This window comes from Nocardia wallacei, from assembly GCF_029869545.1.
In the GTDB taxonomy this organism is placed as follows: domain Bacteria; phylum Actinomycetota; class Actinomycetes; order Mycobacteriales; family Mycobacteriaceae; genus Nocardia; species Nocardia wallacei_A.
Genome location: NZ_JARWQD010000259.1, coordinates 1 through 18,047 on the forward strand (window position 1 = coordinate 1; position 18,047 = coordinate 18,047).

Consider the following 18,047-nt stretch of genomic DNA (forward strand, 5'->3'; position numbering starts at 1 on the left):
GGGGGGGCGGGGGTGGGCCCCTTCACTTCCCCCCCCTTCCCCGCCCACTTTTACCCATCCCTGCCCCCGGGGGGCGCGGCTGCGCCGGCCCCGCCGCCGGTCGCCGGGGCCGGTGGGCAATTGCCGCCGGGAACAGGATGCTGGGGGGTGGTTGCCGCCGGGAACAGGATGGTGGGTGGTTGGTGTCGGTGGTGTTGCCGCCGGGTGTTGGTGTCGGTGGTGTTGCCGCCGGGTGTTGGTGCCGGTGGTGGTTGCTGCCGGATATCGATGCCAGAGGTTTGCCGCCCCGGGCGCCGGTGGGTTTCCGTAGGGGTGATGGGGAGTTCGGCGCCGGGGCGGCGGTGGATCGGCCTTCGGCTTAATGGTTGGTGGCGAAGTGGTCGGCTATTTCGTCGCTGGTGGTTACCCATACTCCCGGGTGGTTGACGATGTAGTCGAGGGCCTCGTCGAGGTAGCGGTGGCGGAATGCCTGGCCGGTGACGAAGGGGTGCAGGGCCAGGCCGAAAGCCCTTCCGCTGTCGGCGGATTCGGCGTACAGCTGGTCGACCTGGTCCTTGACCATCTGCACGAAGTCCGGCCCGGTGAGCCCCTTGGAGACGAAGACGCCGATATCGTTGAGCTCCACCGAATACGGAACGCTCAGCAGCCCGGGCACATTCAGCCGGTACGGCTGGTCGTCGTTGGTCCAGTCGAGCACGTACCGCAGGCCGAGTTCCGCCAAAAGCTCCGGGGTGGAGAAGGTTTCGGTGAGGGCCGGGCCCATCCAGCCGCGCGGCCGGTACCCGGTGGACTTCTCGATATTCGCGACGATCTCGCGCAGCGCGACACGCTCGTCCTCGAGCGACAGCCCGCTGTGCAGGTGGCTGTTGCTGCTGCCGTGCGCCAGCCACACCCAGTCGCGTGCCTTCCCCGCCTCGATGATCTGCGGATAACGCTCGCCCACATCGGAATTCAGCAGGGCGCTGGCGCGGATGCCGTGCTTGTCGAGCAGTTCGATCTGCCGCCAGATGCCCACGCGCGGGCCGTAGTCGCGCCAGCCGTAGTTGAGCGAGTCGGGGGTCAGCGACGTGGTGCCCTCATAGGTCGCGGTCCCCGGCAGGTCGACGTAGAAGTGCTCGATATTGAGCCCGACGTAGAACGCGACCCGCTTGCCGCCCGGCCAGTGGATCGGCGCGCGTTCGGTGATGGGGCTGTAGTCGAAAAGCGTGATGTCCTTGCTCATGCGGCTATGCTCGAACGTTGACATAGATGTGAGGGTCAAGCGAGACCCGTTGTGAGGTAGGACATATGCGAATCGGAGAACTGGCGCAGCGCACCGAGACCTCGCCGCGCCTGCTGCGCTACTACGAGGAACAGGGCCTGATCACGGTGGGCCGCTCCGCCAACGGCTACCGCGACTACGACGAGCGCATGGTCGAGCAGGTCGTCCACATCCGCGGCCTGCTCGAGGCGGGCCTGTCGACCCGCCTCATCAAGCAGATCCTGCCCTGCCTGGACAACCCGCGCGACATCCATTTCGCCGACGCCGACCCGTACATCATCGAGACCCTCGAACAGCAGCGCGACCGCCTCACCCACCGCATCGACCTGCTCACCCGCAACCGTGACGCCATGACCGACTACATCAACTCGCTGCGCAGCTGCGCGCGGGAGCTACCCGCGCCCGTGGCGTAGCCGGAAGATCGCCTTGGCCAGGCGCAGGTGGCGCGGATGGCGGTCGAAGGTGGAGAGGTTGACGGGAGCGCTGTAGCGCTTCTGGGCGATGGCGAGGGTGCGGCTGAACTCCCGCAGCCCGGCCTCGCCGTGCGTGTGGCCCCGCCCGTATTCGCCGACTCCGCCGAACGGCATGGACGGGATGCCCGCGTGGGCCATGGACGAATTGATCGTCACCACACCGGTTCTGATGCGATCGGCCAGATCGGGGACCGCGCGCACGTCCCGGGTGAACACCGCCACGGCCAGGCCGTGATCGGCGGCATTGATGCGTTCCACCGCCTCGTCCATGGTCGCGACCCGGTTGACGATCAGCACCGGGCCGACCGCCTCGCCGGTGATGGCCGAGCTGTCCTCGGGCACCTCGGCCAGCACGATCGGCTCGATATAGGGCTCGCGGATCGAGTCCAGCCCGCCGACCACGGCGCGCCCGCCGCGCGCGATCGCGTCCTTGACCTGCCGGCGCACGATGTCGACCTGCGACTCCAGGATCATCGGGCCGTAGGAGGCCTTGCGATCGGCGCCCGGCCGCAGCTTGCGGGCCTGCGCGGCGACCTTCTCCAGGAACGGCTCGTACACCGAGTCGGCGACGTAGGCGCGCTGGATTCCCGCGGCGCTCTGCCCCGCATTCGACATGGCGCCGAAGACGGCGGCCTCGGCGGCGTCGTCCAGTTTGGCGTCGACCTGCACCACCATCGCGCCCTTGCCGCACCGCTCGACGACGACCGGCGTCATGGTCTGCGCGCACTGCGAGATCACCTCGCGCGCACCGGTTTCCGATCCGGCATAGGCGATCTTGTCGACCCGGGTGCGGCACAGGGCGGCGCCGGTGCTGCTGTCGCCCGTGACCACCTGCAGCACAGGCTGATTCGGGGCCAGCCGGCTCCAGCTCTCGGCCAGCCAGACGCCGACGCCGGGCGTGAGCTCACTGGGCTTGAACACCACGGCATTTCCGGCCGCCATGGCGTAGGCGATCGACCCCATCGGCGTGAACACCGGATTGTTCCAGGAGCCGAGCACGCCCACCACGCCCAGCGGCAGATAGCCGACCGAGGCCCGCTGGTTGCGGGTGAGCCAGGTGGAGCCGAGCCGCCTGCGGCCCAGCGCCCGCTCGGCATGGCGGGCGGCCCAGTCCAGGTTCTCCACCGCGAGCATCACCTCGATCGCGGCGTCGACCTCCGGTTTTCCGGTCTCGGCGCAGACGATCTCGACCAGTTCGCCCGCATTGCGCGAGATGGTGCGCTTCCAGTCCAGCAGCCAGCGCTTGCGCCCCGCGAATCCGAGTGCGGCCCACCATTTCTCGGCGGATCGAGCGGCGCGGACGGTGCGGGTCAGCTCGCCGGTGCCCATCATCGCGTAATCGCCGACGGCCTCGCCGGTGCGCGGATCGAAGGAGGTCAGCACCCTCTGGCGGCCTCGTGGCGCGGACTCGGCCATTGGTCACCCTCTCGCTGGCGAATGCCCCGGCAACCGGTCCTCCCCGACCGGATCGCGATTGCCGCAGACAGGTGAGTACATGTCTGTTCCCCTGCCCGTCAGACTATGGGCGCCCCGGTCGGTGGACAAGAAACGGTCACGGCGGGCAGACCGCTCGGTCGGTGTGCGGGACCAGCGCCGATCCGGTCACGGAGCGCCCCTGTGTCCGAAATGTGAGTAACGACACAACTATTCGCAATCGGATGTGGGTACGGCCGTCCACTCCGTGCACATCCGGGAAACCGAGACGCCCGAATGTCGAAAACCGTGCGCCCCGGACGCCGAAGGCCACCCTCACCTCAACCCAGTAACATCGCGGCTGGTGGATGGGATCACCTAGCGGGGCGTACAGACGGCGTACCTGCCCGGTCGATAGTGGAGAGTTGATGCCGAGCTTGGACAACGCGGAGTCGAACCCCGGGCGGACATCGGGGTCGGAGACGACGACGGACGTCGCCGCGGCGGCACCCGACGCGAGCGACCCCGCCGCGTCCGGCACGTCCCACTCCGCCCCGCCCGCCACCGGCGCCGCCGTCATCGTGGAGGCGGTCCACAAGTCCTTCGGTGACGTCCACGCCCTGCGCGGCGTCAGCTTCACCGCCGAACGCGCCAGCGTACTGGGCATTCTCGGCCCGAACGGCGCGGGCAAGACCACCGCGGTGAAGATCCTGTCGACCCTGTTGCGGCCCGATTCCGGCACCGCCGAGGTGGCCGGGCACGACGTGCTGAAGGACCCGGCCGGGGTGCGCCGCTCGATCATGATGACCGGGCAGTACGCGGCCCTGGACGAGAACCTGTCCGGCCGCGAGAACCTGGAGCTGTTCGGCCGGTTGATGGGCCTGAGCAAGAAGGCCGCCCGGCAGCGCGCCGATACCCTGCTGGAGGAGTTCGACCTGGTCGGCGCGGGCCGGCGCGCGGTGAAGAACTACTCCGGCGGTATGCGGCGGCGCGTCGATATCGCCTGCGGGCTGGTGGTGCGGCCGGAGGTGGTGTTCCTCGACGAGCCGACCACCGGGCTGGACCCGCGCAGCCGCCAGGGCGTCTGGGATCTGGTGCGGGCACTGAAGGAGCAGGGCATCACGGTGCTGCTGACCACGCAGTATCTGGAGGAGGCCGACGTCCTCAGCGACAACATCATCGTCATCGACAAGGGCACGGTCATCGCGGAGGGCACCGCCGACGAGCTGAAGTCCAAGACCGGCGGCAACTACTGTGAGGTGGTGCCGCTGGACCCGAGCCACCTCGTCCGGGCCATCGATGCGCTCGGCGATCTGGTCCCCGCCGCGGTGCGCGAGGACCTGCTGGCCGACGGCGCCGATCGCGCCTCCATCCCGGCCCCCGACGGTGCGGCGACGCTCGCGGAGGCGCTGCGCCGATTGGACGCGGCGGGGGTCGAACTGGCCGATATCGCACTGCGGCGCCCCTCGCTGGACGACGTATTCCTATCCATCACCGGCCATGCGGGCGGGCATCAGTGAGCGCTCCGACCGCAATCGTCGAAAACCTGCTGTCCTCCGAGATACCCCCGGCGCGGCCGTCGAGTTTCGCGCAGTGGCGGGCATTGAGCGGGCGCATCGTGCGGACCATGGTGACCCGCGGCGAATTGGTTGTCGCGGTAATCGCGCCGCTGGTGTTCACCGTCGGTTTCTATCTGCCGCTGCGATTCGTGATGAAGAGCAACGGCATCGACTACGCCCAATTCGTGATGCCGATCATCGTGTTGCAGACCATGGCCTTCACCATGATGTCGAATGCGCAACTGGCGGCCACCGAGTCGATGACCGGGCTGAGCGATCGGCTGCGGACGATGCCCATCGGATCGCTGGTCCCGCTGAGTTCACGAATATCGGCCGGTCTCGTGCGCTCGGGAATTTCGCTGGTCGCGGCGTTGTGCTTCGGTCACATCATCGGGTTCCGATTCATCGCGGGATTCGGGCAGGCGATGTTGTTCTGTGTGTTCGCGCTGGCGGTCGGCACGGTCCTGGCGATCGGTGCCGACGCGCTCGGCAGCCTCACCAAGAGCCCGGAGTCGCTGAGCCAGGCGCTGACCCTGCCGACGCTGATCTTCGGCATGCTGTCGTGCGGATTCGTGCCCGAGAGCGGCTTCCCGGTGTGGATCCGGCCGTTCGTGCGTAATCAGCCGATCACGCAGTTCTCCTATGCCATGCGAGATATGGCGCAGAGCGGCGTGAGCTGGCAGGTGCTGTGGGTTCCGTTGGTGTGGTTGGGCGCCATGGCGGTGGTCTTCGTGCCGCTGGCGGTCTGGGCGAGTGTGAGGCGGTCGTGAGCGTGGTCGAGGCGAGCACGGATGCGGTTGCCGCGGAAGGTAATTCGACGGAATCGAACACGCCGCTGCCGGTGGTGTCCGCGCCGTCGGAGCGGTCGGTCGCGATGTGGTTGCGGCACAGCCTTATTCAATGCAAGCGGCTGCTGACCGTGTGGATGCGCGATCCCGCGACCACCGTCCAGTCGATGATCTACCCGGTGCTGATGCTGCTGATGTTCCGTGTGGTGCTGGGCGATTCGATCGATCGGGCGACCGGGGAGCCCAGCGTGTACGGCTTCGTCGCGCTGGTGACGCTGGTGGCGGCGATGTCGGGCGGTATCGTGAGCGCCCTCGGTTTCCAGAACGAGAAGCGGTCCGGATTGCTGAGCCGGTTCTGGACGATGCCGACCCATCGCGCGTCGGGGCTCACCGGGCGCCTGCTGGCCGAGGTCATCCGGGTATTCATCACCACGGTCGGCGTCGTCGTGGTCGGGGTGTGCATCGGCTTCCGCTTCTGGAACGGTCCGCTCGCCTCCGCGGCACTGTTCGCCGTTCCCGTCCTTTTCGGGCTGGCATTCGCGGTCATGGTGACGGCGCTCGCGACGGTGTCGGAGGGCGTCGTGCTGGTGACCACCATCAGCATCGCGACCACGCTGCTGATGTTCTTCAATTCCGGATTCGTGCCGGTGTACGCCTATCCGATGTGGTTGCAGAACACCGTGCAGAATCAGCCGATGAGCGCGGCCATCGACACGATGAAGGGCCTCGCCTTCGACGGCCCGGTCGCCGAGCCACTGCTGAAAACGCTGGCATGGACGCTGGGCGCGATCGTGGTCTTCGCCTATCCGGCCGTGCGTGGGTATCGGCGGGCCGCGCAGACCGCCTGAGGGGTTATTCGCCCGCTGAATTCTTGCCCAGCAGGGCCGCTTTCATCAGGGCCTGCATGCGGGCCAGGCTTTCCGGGCGGCTGTCGAAACGCATGCGGCGCCCGACATCCACGACCTGGGCGATGGCGGCGTGCACGCGGAAGCGGGCCTCGGCCGGGTCGCCGTCGAGCAGATGCGCCCACTCCAGCACGTTCTGCCGCTGGATGGAGCGCAGCTTCTGCTGCTCGGCCGCGGGCAGATTCGAGAATTCGGCGAAGTAGACCGGCAGGATCTCCGGCATCGCGAAGGTGAGCCGGGCGAAGCGGGCGGCGATCCGCAGCGCGGCATCGGCGCGGCTGGTCGCCTCGGCCAGCGCCTCGGCATTGGCGATGGCGACCCGCTCGCCGGTGCGGTGGAAGGCCGCGGCCAGCAGATCCGATTTGCTGGTGAAGTAGCGATACACGCTGGAGGCGTTGATGCCGACCGCCGCGCCGATCTCCTCGATGCTGGCCTCGTGATAGCCCTGCCGACCGAAGATCCGGATCGCCTCGGTGAGCAGCTGTTCGCGTTTGCTGCTCAGTGGCAGCCCGCGGACCGCCGATTCGGCCGCCGCCGCGGTGGGCGGTGCGGGCAGCTCGGTGTGCAGGATCGCCCGGCAGATGTCCTGCAGCAGCTCGGTGAGCTGGGCCGTGGACAGTGCCGTGCGATGCGCGGTGATGCTGCCGATCGCGCCGAGCATGCCCGTGGCGAGAATCTGGATGTCGGTGGCGGAGGCGTCCGGGCGCAACGGCGCGATGGCGTTCTCCACGGTCTCGTGCAGTCCGGCGTAGATCACCCGGATGCGGGCGCGGTCCTCGCGCTCCAGATAGCGGCGCTCCCACCGGTACAGCCCGCCCTCGCGGCGCACCTCGATGGTGTGCTCGGCCAGGGCGCGGATCAGCGTGGTGAGCCGCAGTTCCGGATCCAGCCCCGGGTCGTCGGCGGCCTGGGCGGTATCCAGCAGCTGCTGCGCTCCGGCCTCGGCGGCCGCGACCAGCAGCGCGTACTTGTTGGTGAAGTGGCGGTACAGTGCCGGGCCGGAGATGCCCACCTCGGCCGCGATCTCGTCGACGCCGACGGGGTGATAGCCGCGCTCGCTGAAGGCGCGGGCCGCGACCCGCACGATCTGCGCCTTGCGGTTCTTCGGCCGCCGCTGGATGGGGCGGCGCCCCTCGCGGCGTGTGCTCCCACCGTCGGTGCGACCGTGGTCGGCCGCCGCGCTGTCCGGTCGCGCGGAAGCGAGTCCGGCCTCGCTGCGATCCGCGACCATACACCTCTCCTTCTGCCGTGCCGCCGTTGTTGACAGCGCCGGACAAGTCAACATAAGTTAACCACAATTCGCAAAGTTAACCATCATTCTCGCGACGCCGCCAGCGCTGGCAGCCTTCCTGGGGAGTAACCATGAGCACCACCGACCACACGACCGCCCCGACCGGCTTCAGCGCCGTCCACGACGGGCCCGTGCTGCGCGTCACGATCACCAACCCCAAGCGCAAGAACGCCATCGACTACGACACCATGGTCGGCCTCGGCGACACCTTCCTCGCCGCCGCCACGGACCGGTCGGTGCGCGCGATCGTGCTCACCGGCGAGGGCGGCGACTTCTGCACCGGCGCGGACCTGTCCGCCACGGCCGCCGAGGCGCAGCGCGGCATCACCCCCGAGATGACCATGGATTCGGCCAATCGGCTGGTGCGGGCGATCGTCGACGCGCCGGTTCCCGTGGTCGCCCGGGTCCGGGGCGCCGCCGCGGGGATCGGCGTGGCGCTGGCCCTGGCCGCCGACCTCACCTACGCCGCCGACGACTCCTACCTGCTGCTCGCCTTCGTGAACATCGGCCTGATGCCCGACGGTGGCGCCGCGGCCATGGTCGCCGCGGCCGCCGGACGCCCGCTGGCCGCCGAGATGGCGCTGCTGGGCGAGCGCCTGCCCGCCTCCGCGGCCGCCGCCCACGGCCTGCTCACCGGTGTCCTGCCCGCCGACGAGCTCGACGCCAAGGTCGAGGCCGCCGCCGCCAAGCTCGCGAGCGGACCGCGCCGCGCCCTCGAACTCACCAAGCGGGCCCTCAACCAGGCCTCGCTGGCGTCGCTCGACGCCGCCCTCGCCGCCGAGAAGTCCGGGCAGATCGAACTGCTGCAGTCGGCGGACTTCATGGAGGGCGCGGCCGCCATGCTGCAGAAGCGCAAGGCCGTGTTCTCCTAGCGATCCGTCGATTACGACGGCCTTCGCCGTCGGCGGAAACGCAGGTGCGATGGGAATGTCACACTCGTGCGGGGGGCTTCGTCTACCTGGTGGCAGAACGAAGTTAGGAGTTTGAGATGCGTGTTGCAGTGTTGGGTGCCAGCGGACGGATCGGCCGCGAGGTCGTCGACGTGCTGAAGAACCAGGGACACGATGTGGTCGAGGCGACGCGGGCCGCGGGAGTGGACGCGTACGCGGGGACCGGGCTGGCGCAGGTGCTGGAGGGCGCGCAGGTGGTGGTGGACGCGATCAACGCGTCGACCACCGAGACCGAGGCGGTCACCGACTACTTCCGCACCATCGGACGCAACGTGCAGCAGGCCGCGGCCGCGGCGGGGGTGCAGCGGATCGTGCTGGTCTCGATCATCGGCATCGACAACTTCACCGCGGGTCATTTCGCCGGGAAGGTGGCGCACGAGCGCGCCTATCAGGAAGGGCCCGTACCGGTTCGGGTGCTGCGCGCCGCGCAGTTCCACGAGTTCACCGAGATGATGCTCGAGTGGACCACCCAGGGCGATACGGCCTCCGTTCCGAGGATGCAGACGCAGCTGGTCGCCGCGCGGACCGTCGCCGAGAAGCTGGCCGATATGGTCGTCGAGCAGGGCGGCGCCGACCGGATCGAGATCGCCGGTCCGCAGGAGCTGAACCTCGCCGCCGCCACGGCCCGGCTCGCCGAGCGGCGCGGGGCCCCGGCGCAGGTGCAGGAGGTCGTCGTCGAGGAGGACCCGAATCACGAACTGCAGGCGACCGGTGCGCTGCTGCCCGGGCCCGGCGCGATCATCGCGGGGCCGACCTTCGACGAGTGGCTGGACCGGCACTACCCGGCGCGGTAGAGCATCCGGCGAATGGCGCGCAACCCGGTTACCGATCTTGCTTCGGGTTGCGCGCTAGTCTGGCGGCATGGCTTACCTGGTTACCGGGGCAACCGGGTGCATCGGCCGATATCTCGTTCCGGAGTTGCTGAAACGTAACGGCGAGATATTCGTGCTGGTGCGGCCCGGCGCCGACTCGGCCTATCGCTTCGACCGCTGCGCCCGGGAGTGGGGCGGTGGCGATCGGGTGCGGCCCGTGCGCGGGGACCTCGGCGCCGCCGGACTCGACATCGATCCGGAGTGGGTTGCGGCGCACCGCGGTTCGATCGATCACGTGTTCCACCTGGCCGCCGGGCTCGACACCACGGTGCCCGGTGGCACCCGGCGTCTGGTCGAGGTCGCCGGTCGGCTGAAAGCCGGTGCGCTGCATCACGTTTCCACCGTCGAGGTGGCCGGGTCGGCGGCCGGGCTGTTCACCGAGGACATGTTCGACACCGGGCAGCGGTTGCGCACCCCCTACCAGCGCGCCGCGTTCGACTCCGAGCGAGTGGTGCGCGAACAGGCGCGGGTGCCCTGGCGCATCTACCGGCCGTCGATCGTGATCGGCCACTCCCGCACCGGTGAGACCGATCGCATCGCGGGGCCGTACTACTTCTTCCGGCTGCTGCGGATGGCCGCCCAGCTGCCTCGGATCCTGCCGCTGCTGGTGCCGAAGCTGGGCGAAACCAATATGGTGCCGGTGGATTTCGTGACCCGGGCGCTGGATCACATCGCGCACGGCACGGCCGGTCCGGGGACCACCTTTCACCTCGTCGACCCGCGCCGCCAGAGCGCCGCGGACGTCCTCAACCTGTTCGCCGACGAGGCCGGGGCCCCGCACCTGGTCGAGGTGATGCCGAAGCCGACCCTCGACATGATGATGCGCCTGCCCGGTATCGGCTGGGTGCTGCCGCGGGTGGGCGTGCCGCGAGATGTGCTCGAGCACAGCGAATTCGGCTGCTGGTTCGATTCCCGCAATACCGAGGCGGCGCTGGTGGGCACCGATATCCGGGTGCCGCCGCTGGCCGCCTACGCCCCGGTCATCTGGAAGTACTGGGCCGAGAACTGGGTCTGAGGGCGCCGTGCGCATCTGCTGCGGCGTATTCGTAACCCACCCAACGGTTTCGGTTCGTCCAGCCGACCAGGTCGTAGCGCCAGCGGAAGGGCCACGTGCGCGCCACCGTCATGAACAGCACCGCGCCCAGCGGCGCGTAGTCCTCGTGCCTGGAAAGCAACGCGCGCTGCTGTCTCGGTGAGGCGGTGAAGAATGCCTCGAACATCGAGATCGACTGCGCGGTGGTGAGTCTGCCCAGGCCGTATACCCCGCGCATCCGCATCCAGTACACCAGCCGTGCCTGCCACGGCCACAGCGCGGCGATCGGATCCCTGCCGTGCCGCAGCGCGTCGATCGCCGTATCCACCAGCGCGAGTGAGTCGGCCACGCTGTAGCCGGTGCACGGATGCATCATGCCGCCGCGGGAGCCGAACGGAACCACCCCGGCCGCACCGCGTTTCGGCGGCGGCTGGTCGAGCGGGTAGTGCGCGGCCTCGGTCGGCTCGTCGCCGCGCAGCCGAATGCCATGGGCGGCAAGCCGATTCAGTGTCCGTCGGCGCAGCTCGTGCTGCGGCATCCCGCCGCGCAGGCCCAGGCTCGTCTCCTCGAAGATCACCGTGCCGTCGCCGAGCGGCACCGCGTACAGGAACGACGGCGGCTCGTCGGGTCCGGCGCCGTTCTCGTCGCGCCAATCCAGCAGCAGCCCCTCACCTTCGCCGACCATCGGCGCGGCCCGCTCGGCGTCGACGAAGATGCCGTGGGCGCTGGCGGTGCGGCGCGCGCCGGGGGAGGGGAGACCACGGGTGTCGAACACCGCCGCGGCCGTGATCGCGGTGCCGTCGTTCAGCTCGACCCGATGCGCGTCCACGCTGGTGGCGCGCCCGGCGAGCACGGTCGCCTCGTCCAGCGAAAGCGCATCGCGCAGGCCCTGTTTCGACAGCACGCAGTACGGCCGCTCGATCCGGTGCGCGGATTTCGTCCACACCGTCGGCGCCTCGATCCGCTGCGCGATCGCCTCCGACGGCAGCCACCCCGGCAGTTCGTCGACCCAGCACGAAAACGTCGGCGGCCACAGCCGTTCCGGTCGCGGATCCACCGCCACCACATCCATCCCCGCCCGCATCGCCCGATGCGCCAGCGCCCGCCCCGTCGGCCCGAGCCCCACCACGCAGACATCGGCATCCCGGACAGCTGGCGTACTCATGTCCCTCATTCAATCAGGGCGGAGGGCTCTCCTACTTCGGCGTCACCCAGGTGGTGATGTCGGCGTGCACGACCTCGACGCCCCGTTTGTCGTAGATCGAGACGGGGACGATCACGTCCTGCCCCTCGGTGATCTCGGCGAAGTCCGGGACCTCGGGCAGCTGGGCTACCGCGCGCAGGCCCGACTCCGCCTTGGCCAGGTATTGCACGTTCATCGCCTTGGGGATCCAGCGGTGCGTGGTCGGCACCGTGGCCTCGCTGAGCATGCCCATCGCCACCTCGGCCAGATTGCAGGCGGCGATGGCGTGGAAGGTGCCCAGGTGGTTGTGGATGCCGAACCATTTCGGCGCGGTCACCTCGCACAACCCCGGCTCCAGCCGCACCACGCTCGGCACCACGGTGCCGAAGTACGGCACCCGGGCCACCATGCCCAGGGAGAACAGCGCATGCCCGAGCCGGTTGTCGGGCAGCTTCTTCCAGCCGCGATAGGTAGCGGTCTCGTTCGTCATGCCCGTATCTTACTTCCGAGTAAGTTCTGCGCCAGTGCCCGGCCCCCCTACTATCGATGGGGTCGGGAGCGTCACAGGGACCCCGATTTGAAGTCCCGTCGCCGCCTCAGGCATACTGTTCGGGTTGCCTGCTCCGGGTGGCGTATGTCCTGCGGATATGCGGCTCGAAGGTGTCGGGCGAGCAGTACCCACCAAGTATCCCGTCGAGTCCGGCGCGGATACGTCCGGGACGAACGTTCCGAGGCCCAGAGGGAAGATATTTCCGGGGCCGACGAATGAGCGGACGTGCGACACGCCCGACCGCGTGGACCGGAAGAACCATGACAGATGAACAGCGGCGAGGGATCGGGTCGGAACCCGGTCGTGGTCGAGACGGATTGCGTCAGCTGTGACTTCTCAGGTTCGGGCATGCAAATGAGGGTGCTTCGGGAGGCGACTCCCGGAACACAAACGCAAGCGGAGAAAAGGACACTCAGCGTGGCGGGACAAAAGATCCGCATCAGGCTCAAGGCCTACGACCATGAGGCGATCGATGCGTCTGCGCGCAAGATCGTCGAGACGGTGACCCGCACCGGTGCCCGTGTCGTCGGGCCGGTGCCGTTGCCGACCGAGAAGAACGTGTACTGCGTCATCCGTTCGCCGCACAAGTACAAGGACTCGCGCGAACACTTCGAGATGCGCACGCACAAGCGGCTGATCGACATCCTCGACCCGACGCCGAAGACGGTCGACGCGCTCATGCGCATCGATCTGCCGGCCAGCGTCGACGTCAACATTCAGTGACGGGGACTGTAGATATGACTGACAACAAGAACCGGCCGGCAGCCGGCATCCTGGGCACCAAGCTCGGCATGACCCAGGTGTTCGACGAGAAGAACCGCGTCGTTCCCGTGACCGTCATCAAGGCCGGGCCGAACGTGGTGACCCAGATTCGTACCGAGGAGCGCGACGGCTACAGCGCCGTGCAGCTCGCCTTCGGCGCCATCGACCCGCGCAAGGTGATCAAGCCCGTCGCCGGGCAGTTCGCCAAGGCCGGGGTCACCCCGCGCCGCCACGTCGCCGAGATCCGCGTCGCCGATCCCTCGACCTTCGAGGTCGGCCAGGAGCTCAACGCCGACGTGTTCGAAGAGGGCGCCTACGTCGACGTGACCGGCACCAGCAAGGGCAAGGGCTTCGCGGGCACCATGAAGCGCCACGGCTTCCGTGGTCAGGGTGCCTCGCACGGTGCGCAGGCCGTGCACCGCCGTCCGGGCTCGATCGGTGGTTGTGCCACCCCCGGCCGCGTGTTCAAGGGCATGCGCATGTCGGGCCGGATGGGCAACGACCGCGTCACCACGCAGAACCTCTCGGTCCACAAGGTGGACGCGGAGAACGGCCTGCTGCTGATCAAGGGCGCGATCCCGGGCCGCAAGGGCGGCATCGTGATCGTCAAGAGCGCAGTGAAGGGTGGTGCCCGGGCATGAGCACCGAAACCAAGACCAATCTGACGCTGCCGGTGAAAGAGCCGGGCGGCAAGACCAACGGCACCGTCGAGCTCCCCGCGGAGATTTTCGACGTGACCGCGAACATCGCGCTGATGCACCAGGCCGTCGTGGCCCAGGAGGCCGCCGCGCGTCAGGGCACGCACGCCACCAAGACCCGCGGCGACGTCCGCGGCGGTGGCAAGAAGCCCTACCGCCAGAAGGGCACCGGCCGCGCCCGCCAGGGTTCGACCCGCGCCCCGCAGTTCGCCGGCGGTGGCACCGTGCACGGCCCGCAGCCGCGCGACTACTCGCAGCGCCTGCCGAAGAAGATGAAGGCCGCCGCCCTGCGTGGCGCCCTGTCCGACCGCGCGCGCGGCGAGCGCATCCACGTGGTCACCGAGTTGGTCGCGGGCCAGACCCCGTCGACCAAGAGCGCCAAGAGCTTCCTGGCCGAGCTGTCGGACCGCAAGAAGTTCCTGGTCGTGGTGGGCCGCGAGGATCTCACCGCGTGGAAGAGCGTCGCGAACCTGCAGAACGTGCACCCGATCGCGCCGGACCAGCTCAACACCCGCGACGTGCTGAACAGCGACGACGTCGTGTTCAGCGTGGAGGCCCTGAACGCCTTCGTGCACGGGCCCGCTGAGGCTGCACAGGAGGACAGCAAGTGACCACCATCGCCGATCCCCGCGACATTTTGCTCGCGCCGGTCATCTCCGAGAAGTCCTACGGGCTGATCGAGGAGGGCACCTACACCTTCCTGGTGCACCCGGATGCGAACAAGACGCAGATCAAGATCGCCGTGGAGAAGGTCTTCGGCGTCAAGGTGAACAGCGTCAACACCGCCAACCGTCAGGGCAAGCGCAAGCGGACCCGCTTCGGTTACGGCCAGCGCAAGAGCACCAAGCGCGCGCTCGTGACCCTCTCGGCCGACAGCAAGCCCATCGAGATCTTCGGAGGCCCGGTCGCGTAAGCGGCGGGGATTCCAGAAAGCAGAGAAGAACTCATGGCTATCCGTAAGTACAAGCCGACTACGCCGGGACGGCGTGGGTCGTCGGTTTCCGACTTCGCCGAGATCACCCGCTCGACTCCCGAGAAGTCGCTGCTGCGCCCGCTGTCCAAGTCCGGCGGCCGCAACGCGCACGGCCGGATCACCACCCGGCACCGCGGTGGCGGTCACAAGCGGGCCTACCGCATCATCGATTTCCGTCGCCTGGACAAGGACGGCATCCCGGCCAAGGTCGCGCACATCGAGTACGACCCGAACCGGACCGCGAACATCGCGCTGCTGCACTACGCCGACGGCGAGAAGCGCTACATCATCGCGCCCAAGGGTGTCACCCAGGGCACGCGGATCGAGTCCGGCCCCGGCGCCGACATCAAGGCGGGCAACAACCTGCCGCTGCGCTCGATCCCGACCGGTACCACCATCCACGCGGTGGAGCTGCGTCCGGGCGGTGGCGCCAAGATGGCCCGTGCCGCCGGCATGAGCATCCAGCTGCTGGGTAAGGAAGGCGCCTACGCCGTCCTGCGCATGCCCTCCGGCGAGATCCGCCGCGTCGACGTGCGCTGCCGCGCCACCGTCGGCGAGGTCGGCAACGCCGAGCAGTCGAACATCAACTGGGGCAAGGCCGGGCGCATGCGCTGGAAGGGCAAGCGCCCCACCGTCCGCGGTGTCGTGATGAACCCCGTCGACCACCCGCACGGTGGTGGTGAGGGCAAGACCTCCGGTGGTCGCCACCCGGTCAGCCCGTGGGGCCAGCCCGAGGGCCGCACTCGTAAACCCAATCGTCCGAGCGACAAGCTCATCGTCCGCCGCCGCGGCAAGAAGCGTTAAGGAGGAGGTTAAGACATGCCACGCAGCCTGAAGAAGGGCCCGTTCGTCGACGAACACCTCCTCAAGAAGGTGGACGTCCAGAACGAGAAGAACACCAAGCAGGTCATCAAGACCTGGTCGCGTCGTTCGACCATCATCCCCGATTTCATCGGTCACACCTTCGCCGTCCACGACGGCCGCAAGCACGTGCCGGTGTTCGTGTCGGAGAACATGGTCGGGCACAAGCTCGGTGAGTTCGCGCCGACCAGGACCTTCAAGAGCCACGTCAAGGAAGATCGGAAGAGCAAGCGGCGATGAGCACTGAAACTCAGAACCCGACCGCGCGCGCGACCGCCAAGTTCGTCCGCGTGACGCCGATGAAGGCACGCCGTGTCGTGGACCTGGTCCGCGGCAAGCGGGTCGAGGACGCGCTGAACATCCTGCGGTTCGCGCCGCAGGCCGCGAGCGAGCCGGTCGCCAAGGTCGTGGCCAGTGCCGCGGCGAACGCCGAGAACAACCTCGGCCTGAACCCCGACACGCTGGTCATCTCGACGGCCTATGTCGACGAGGGCGCGACCATGAAGCGTTTCCAGCCGCGGGCCCAGGGCCGTGCGTTCCGGATTCGCAAGCGCACCAGCCACATCACCATCGAGGTCGAGAGCGTCGCCAGCGCCGCCCCGGCTCGCAGCCGCCGGAAGGGAGGGGCTAAGTAAATGGGACAGAAAATCAACCCCCATGGCTTCCGCCTCGGTATCACCACCGACTGGAAGTCCCGCTGGTACGCCGACAAGCAGTACAAGGACTACGTCAAGGAAGACGTCGCGATCCGCAAGCTGCTGTCGACCGGCATGGAGCGGGCCGGTATCTCGAAGGTCGAGATCGAGCGCACCCGGGACCGCGTGCGGGTGGACATCCACACCGCGCGCCCGGGCATCGTGATCGGCCGTCGCGGCGCCGAGGCCGACCGCATCCGCGCCGAGCTGGAGAAGCTCACCAAGAAGCAGGTGCAGCTGAACATCCTCGAGGTCAAGAACCCCGAGTCGGATGCGCAGCTGGTCGCTCAGGGTGTGGCCGAGCAGCTGTCGAACCGTGTGGCGTTCCGTCGCGCGATGCGCAAGGCCATCCAGTCGGCCATGCGTTCGCCGAACGTCAAGGGCATCCGCGTGCAGTGCTCGGGCCGCCTCGGTGGCGCCGAGATGTCGCGCTCGGAGTTCTACCGTGAGGGTCGGGTGCCGCTGCACACGCTGCGCGCCGACATCGATTACGGCCTGTACGAAGCCAAGACCACCTTCGGCCGCATCGGCGTGAAGGTCTGGATCTACAAGGGCGACATCGTCGGCGGCAAGCGCGAGGTCACGGCCGCGCCGGCCGGTGAGCGTCGCGAGCGTCGTGAGCGGCCGAGCCGTCCGCGGCGGTCCGGTTCGTCCGGAACCACCGCGACCAGCACTGAGGCCGGGCGTGCGGGTGCCGCGACAGCGGTGGCCGACGCTCCGGCAGAGTCCAAGGAGGGCTGACCAATGCTGATGCCTCGCAAGGTCAAGCACCGCAAGCAGCATCACCCCAAGCGGTCCGGTATGGCCAAGGGCGGTACCTCGGTGGCGTTCGGCGAGTTCGGTATCCAGGCGCTGGAGCCGGCCTACGTCACCAACCGGCAGATCGAGTCGGCGCGTATCGCGATGACCCGCCACATCAAGCGTGGCGGCAAGATCTGGATCAACATCTACCCGGATCGCCCGCTGACCAAGAAGCCCGCCGAGACCCGCATGGGTTCCGGTAAGGGTTCGCCGGAGTGGTGGGTCGCGAACGTCAAGCCCGGCCGGGTGATGTTCGAGATGAGTTACCCGAACGAGGAGACCGCTCGCGAGGCGCTGCGCCGCGCGATGCACAAGCTCCCGATGAAGTGCAGGATCGTGACCAGGGAGGAGCAGTTCTGATGGCTACCGCCAATCCGGCCGCAGAGCTCCGCGAGCTCGACAATGACGCGCTCGTCGCCAAACTGCGCGAATCCAAGGAAGAGCTGTTCAACCTGCGCTTCCAGATGGCGACCGGCCAGTTGCAGAACAACCGGCGCCTGCGTGTGGTCCGTCACGAGATCGCGCGCATCTACACGGTCATGCGTGAGCGTGAGCTCGGCCTGGCCTCCGGTCCTGAAGGCAAGGGAGACGCGGCGTGAGTGACGCTAAGGGCCCGGCCAAGACGCCGGCCAAGGAGGAGGTGCGTGGCAGCCGCAAGGTGCGGATCGGCTACGTCGTCTCGGACAAGATGAACAAGACCATCGTGGTGGAGCTCGAGGATCGCGTGAAGCACCCGCTTTACGGCAAGATCATCCGCACCACCTCGAAGGTGAAGGCCCACGACGAGAACGAGGTCGCCGGCGTCGGCGACCGCGTCCAGCTGATGGAAACCCGCCCCCTGTCCGCCACCAAGCGGTGGCGCCTGGTGGAGGTCCTGGAGAAGGCCAAGTAGGCCCGCTCCGCCTCGGCTGAGTTCCGTAAGGCGAAGGCCCCCCAAACAAACGGGGAGCGGGCCGCGCGGGGAGAGCGCCGGGGCCCG

Annotated in this window: 23 protein-coding genes; 18 read left to right on the top strand and 5 right to left on the bottom strand. The window is 68.4% G+C overall.

Annotated elements, in window-relative coordinates; all coding sequences use genetic code 11:
* Positions 1 to 358 precede the first annotated feature (358 nt).
* Positions 359 to 1,222: a polysaccharide deacetylase family protein gene (locus tag QH290_RS22115; protein WP_280384863.1), complete on the bottom strand. Its 864-nt coding sequence runs from the start codon at positions 1,220 to 1,222 to the stop codon at positions 359 to 361.
* Between the two features lie 65 nt (positions 1,223 to 1,287).
* On the opposite strand from QH290_RS22115, the gene QH290_RS22120 reads away from it, so the two are divergent.
* Positions 1,288 to 1,674 carry a MerR family transcriptional regulator gene (locus QH290_RS22120; RefSeq protein WP_280267727.1) on the top strand — a complete coding sequence of 129 codons (387 nt, stop codon included), beginning with the start codon at positions 1,288 to 1,290 and terminating at the stop codon, positions 1,672 to 1,674.
* Here QH290_RS22120 and QH290_RS22125 read toward each other — a convergent pair.
* Positions 1,654 to 3,150: an aldehyde dehydrogenase family protein gene (locus tag QH290_RS22125; RefSeq protein ID WP_280267726.1), complete on the bottom strand. Its 1,497-nt coding sequence runs from the start codon at positions 3,148 to 3,150 to the stop codon at positions 1,654 to 1,656. The two genes, QH290_RS22120 and QH290_RS22125, sit on opposite strands and share 21 nt — an antisense overlap.
* 425 nt (positions 3,151 to 3,575) lie before the next feature.
* Here QH290_RS22125 and QH290_RS22130 point away from each other — a divergent pair, with 425 nt between their 5' ends.
* Genes QH290_RS22130 through QH290_RS22140 form a run of 3 tightly spaced genes read left to right on the top strand, consistent with a single transcriptional unit; the run spans position 3,576 to position 6,342 of the window.
* The gene (locus tag QH290_RS22130; protein ID WP_280267725.1) at positions 3,576 to 4,667 is read left to right on the top strand and encodes an ATP-binding cassette domain-containing protein; all 1,092 of its coding nucleotides are present in this window, start codon (positions 3,576 to 3,578) and stop codon (positions 4,665 to 4,667) included.
* Positions 4,664 to 5,476 (top strand): ABC transporter permease, encoded by an 813-nt coding sequence (locus tag QH290_RS22135; protein ID WP_280267724.1) that lies wholly within the window; start codon positions 4,664 to 4,666, stop codon positions 5,474 to 5,476. Before QH290_RS22130 ends, QH290_RS22135 begins: the two co-directional genes overlap by 4 nt.
* A complete protein-coding gene (locus tag QH290_RS22140; RefSeq protein WP_425303637.1) occupies positions 5,473 to 6,342 on the top strand; it encodes an ABC transporter permease in 870 nt (289 codons plus the stop codon). The genes QH290_RS22135 and QH290_RS22140 overlap by 4 nt, the downstream gene beginning before the upstream one ends.
* A gap of 4 nt (positions 6,343 to 6,346) precedes the next feature.
* Here the strand turns inward: QH290_RS22140 and QH290_RS22145 are convergent, their stop codons facing one another.
* Positions 6,347 to 7,630 carry a TetR/AcrR family transcriptional regulator gene (locus QH290_RS22145; RefSeq protein ID WP_280384865.1) on the bottom strand — a complete coding sequence of 428 codons (1,284 nt, stop codon included), beginning with the start codon at positions 7,628 to 7,630 and terminating at the stop codon, positions 6,347 to 6,349.
* Between the two features lie 131 nt (positions 7,631 to 7,761).
* Between QH290_RS22145 and QH290_RS22150 the strand changes: the two genes are divergently transcribed.
* From QH290_RS22150 to QH290_RS22160, 3 genes are all read left to right on the top strand, one after another.
* Entirely contained in the window at positions 7,762 to 8,562 is an 801-nt protein-coding gene (locus QH290_RS22150) for an enoyl-CoA hydratase-related protein (protein ID WP_280267721.1), read from the top strand.
* Between the two features lie 116 nt (positions 8,563 to 8,678).
* Positions 8,679 to 9,434: an SDR family oxidoreductase gene (locus QH290_RS22155; RefSeq protein ID WP_280384867.1), complete on the top strand. Its 756-nt coding sequence runs from the start codon at positions 8,679 to 8,681 to the stop codon at positions 9,432 to 9,434.
* Positions 9,435 to 9,501: 67 nt separating this feature from the next.
* Positions 9,502 to 10,527 carry an SDR family oxidoreductase gene (locus tag QH290_RS22160; RefSeq protein ID WP_280384869.1) on the top strand — a complete coding sequence of 342 codons (1,026 nt, stop codon included), beginning with the start codon at positions 9,502 to 9,504 and terminating at the stop codon, positions 10,525 to 10,527.
* On the opposite strand, the gene QH290_RS22165 is transcribed toward QH290_RS22160, so the two are convergent.
* On the bottom strand, positions 10,493 to 11,710 hold the full coding sequence (locus QH290_RS22165) for a lycopene cyclase family protein (RefSeq protein ID WP_280384871.1): 1,218 nt from the start codon (positions 11,708 to 11,710) through the stop codon (positions 10,493 to 10,495). The two genes, QH290_RS22160 and QH290_RS22165, sit on opposite strands and share 35 nt — an antisense overlap.
* A 31-nt stretch (positions 11,711 to 11,741) precedes the next feature.
* Complete coding sequence (locus QH290_RS22170) at positions 11,742 to 12,218, bottom strand: hotdog fold domain-containing protein (RefSeq protein ID WP_280267717.1); 477 nt, start codon at positions 12,216 to 12,218, stop codon at positions 11,742 to 11,744.
* Positions 12,219 to 12,695: 477 nt separating this feature from the next.
* Here QH290_RS22170 and rpsJ point away from each other — a divergent pair, with 477 nt between their 5' ends.
* From rpsJ to rpsQ, 11 genes are read left to right on the top strand one after another with little or no spacing between them, the layout of a single operon-like run.
* Complete coding sequence (gene rpsJ / locus QH290_RS22175; RefSeq protein ID WP_003938093.1) at positions 12,696 to 13,001, top strand: 30S ribosomal protein S10; 306 nt, start codon at positions 12,696 to 12,698, stop codon at positions 12,999 to 13,001.
* Positions 13,002 to 13,015: 14 nt separating this feature from the next.
* The gene (gene rplC, locus QH290_RS22180; protein ID WP_280267716.1) at positions 13,016 to 13,681 is read left to right on the top strand and encodes a 50S ribosomal protein L3; all 666 of its coding nucleotides are present in this window, start codon (positions 13,016 to 13,018) and stop codon (positions 13,679 to 13,681) included.
* Positions 13,678 to 14,349 carry a 50S ribosomal protein L4 gene (rplD, locus tag QH290_RS22185; protein WP_280267715.1) on the top strand — a complete coding sequence of 224 codons (672 nt, stop codon included), beginning with the start codon at positions 13,678 to 13,680 and terminating at the stop codon, positions 14,347 to 14,349. Before rplC ends, rplD begins: the two co-directional genes overlap by 4 nt.
* Positions 14,346 to 14,651 carry a 50S ribosomal protein L23 gene (gene rplW, locus QH290_RS22190; protein WP_280267714.1) on the top strand — a complete coding sequence of 102 codons (306 nt, stop codon included), beginning with the start codon at positions 14,346 to 14,348 and terminating at the stop codon, positions 14,649 to 14,651. Before rplD ends, rplW begins: the two co-directional genes overlap by 4 nt.
* Positions 14,652 to 14,684: 33 nt before the next feature.
* Complete coding sequence (gene rplB, locus QH290_RS22195) at positions 14,685 to 15,515, top strand: 50S ribosomal protein L2 (RefSeq protein WP_280267713.1); 831 nt, start codon at positions 14,685 to 14,687, stop codon at positions 15,513 to 15,515.
* A gap of 15 nt (positions 15,516 to 15,530) precedes the next feature.
* The gene (gene rpsS / locus QH290_RS22200) at positions 15,531 to 15,812 is read left to right on the top strand and encodes a 30S ribosomal protein S19 (protein ID WP_024800475.1); all 282 of its coding nucleotides are present in this window, start codon (positions 15,531 to 15,533) and stop codon (positions 15,810 to 15,812) included.
* Positions 15,809 to 16,207, top strand: coding sequence for a 50S ribosomal protein L22 (gene rplV, locus QH290_RS22205; RefSeq protein WP_040745656.1), 399 nt, complete (start codon positions 15,809 to 15,811; stop codon positions 16,205 to 16,207). The genes rpsS and rplV overlap by 4 nt, the downstream gene beginning before the upstream one ends.
* Complete coding sequence (gene rpsC / locus QH290_RS22210) at positions 16,208 to 17,008, top strand: 30S ribosomal protein S3 (protein ID WP_280267712.1); 801 nt, start codon at positions 16,208 to 16,210, stop codon at positions 17,006 to 17,008. It abuts the gene before it with no gap.
* A gap of 3 nt (positions 17,009 to 17,011) precedes the next feature.
* Positions 17,012 to 17,428, top strand: a complete 417-nt coding sequence (gene rplP, locus QH290_RS22215) for a 50S ribosomal protein L16 (protein WP_068020538.1) — start codon at positions 17,012 to 17,014, stop codon at positions 17,426 to 17,428.
* Positions 17,428 to 17,667, top strand: a complete 240-nt coding sequence (gene rpmC / locus QH290_RS22220) for a 50S ribosomal protein L29 (RefSeq protein ID WP_040855205.1) — start codon at positions 17,428 to 17,430, stop codon at positions 17,665 to 17,667. Before rplP ends, rpmC begins: the two co-directional genes overlap by 1 nt.
* Positions 17,664 to 17,960: a 30S ribosomal protein S17 gene (rpsQ, locus tag QH290_RS22225; protein ID WP_280267711.1), complete on the top strand. Its 297-nt coding sequence runs from the start codon at positions 17,664 to 17,666 to the stop codon at positions 17,958 to 17,960. Before rpmC ends, rpsQ begins: the two co-directional genes overlap by 4 nt.
* The last annotated feature ends 87 nt before the right edge of the window (positions 17,961 to 18,047 follow it).

Bases quoted from the DNA above. Each gene is read 5' to 3' on its own strand.
- QH290_RS22115 (WP_280384863.1), bottom strand. From the start codon at position 1,222: ATGAGCAAGGACATCACGCTTTTCGACTACAGCCCCATCACCGAACGC.
- QH290_RS22120 (WP_280267727.1), top strand. From the start codon at position 1,288: ATGCGAATCGGAGAACTGGCGCAGCGCACCGAGACCTCGCCGCGCCTG.
- QH290_RS22125 (WP_280267726.1), bottom strand. From the start codon at position 3,150: ATGGCCGAGTCCGCGCCACGAGGCCGCCAGAGGGTGCTGACCTCCTTC.
- QH290_RS22130 (WP_280267725.1), top strand. From the start codon at position 3,576: ATGCCGAGCTTGGACAACGCGGAGTCGAACCCCGGGCGGACATCGGGG.
- QH290_RS22145 (WP_280384865.1), bottom strand. From the start codon at position 7,630: ATGGTCGCGGATCGCAGCGAGGCCGGACTCGCTTCCGCGCGACCGGAC.
- QH290_RS22150 (WP_280267721.1), top strand. From the start codon at position 7,762: ATGAGCACCACCGACCACACGACCGCCCCGACCGGCTTCAGCGCCGTC.
- QH290_RS22155 (WP_280384867.1), top strand. From the start codon at position 8,679: ATGCGTGTTGCAGTGTTGGGTGCCAGCGGACGGATCGGCCGCGAGGTC.
- QH290_RS22160 (WP_280384869.1), top strand. From the start codon at position 9,502: ATGGCTTACCTGGTTACCGGGGCAACCGGGTGCATCGGCCGATATCTC.
- QH290_RS22165 (WP_280384871.1), bottom strand. From the start codon at position 11,710: ATGAGTACGCCAGCTGTCCGGGATGCCGATGTCTGCGTGGTGGGGCTC.
- QH290_RS22170 (WP_280267717.1), bottom strand. From the start codon at position 12,218: ATGACGAACGAGACCGCTACCTATCGCGGCTGGAAGAAGCTGCCCGAC.
- rplC (WP_280267716.1), top strand. From the start codon at position 13,016: ATGACTGACAACAAGAACCGGCCGGCAGCCGGCATCCTGGGCACCAAG.
- rplD (WP_280267715.1), top strand. From the start codon at position 13,678: ATGAGCACCGAAACCAAGACCAATCTGACGCTGCCGGTGAAAGAGCCG.
- rplB (WP_280267713.1), top strand. From the start codon at position 14,685: ATGGCTATCCGTAAGTACAAGCCGACTACGCCGGGACGGCGTGGGTCG.
- rpsS (WP_024800475.1), top strand. From the start codon at position 15,531: ATGCCACGCAGCCTGAAGAAGGGCCCGTTCGTCGACGAACACCTCCTC.
- rplV (WP_040745656.1), top strand. From the start codon at position 15,809: ATGAGCACTGAAACTCAGAACCCGACCGCGCGCGCGACCGCCAAGTTC.
- rpsC (WP_280267712.1), top strand. From the start codon at position 16,208: ATGGGACAGAAAATCAACCCCCATGGCTTCCGCCTCGGTATCACCACC.
- rplP (WP_068020538.1), top strand. From the start codon at position 17,012: ATGCTGATGCCTCGCAAGGTCAAGCACCGCAAGCAGCATCACCCCAAG.
- rpmC (WP_040855205.1), top strand. From the start codon at position 17,428: ATGGCTACCGCCAATCCGGCCGCAGAGCTCCGCGAGCTCGACAATGAC.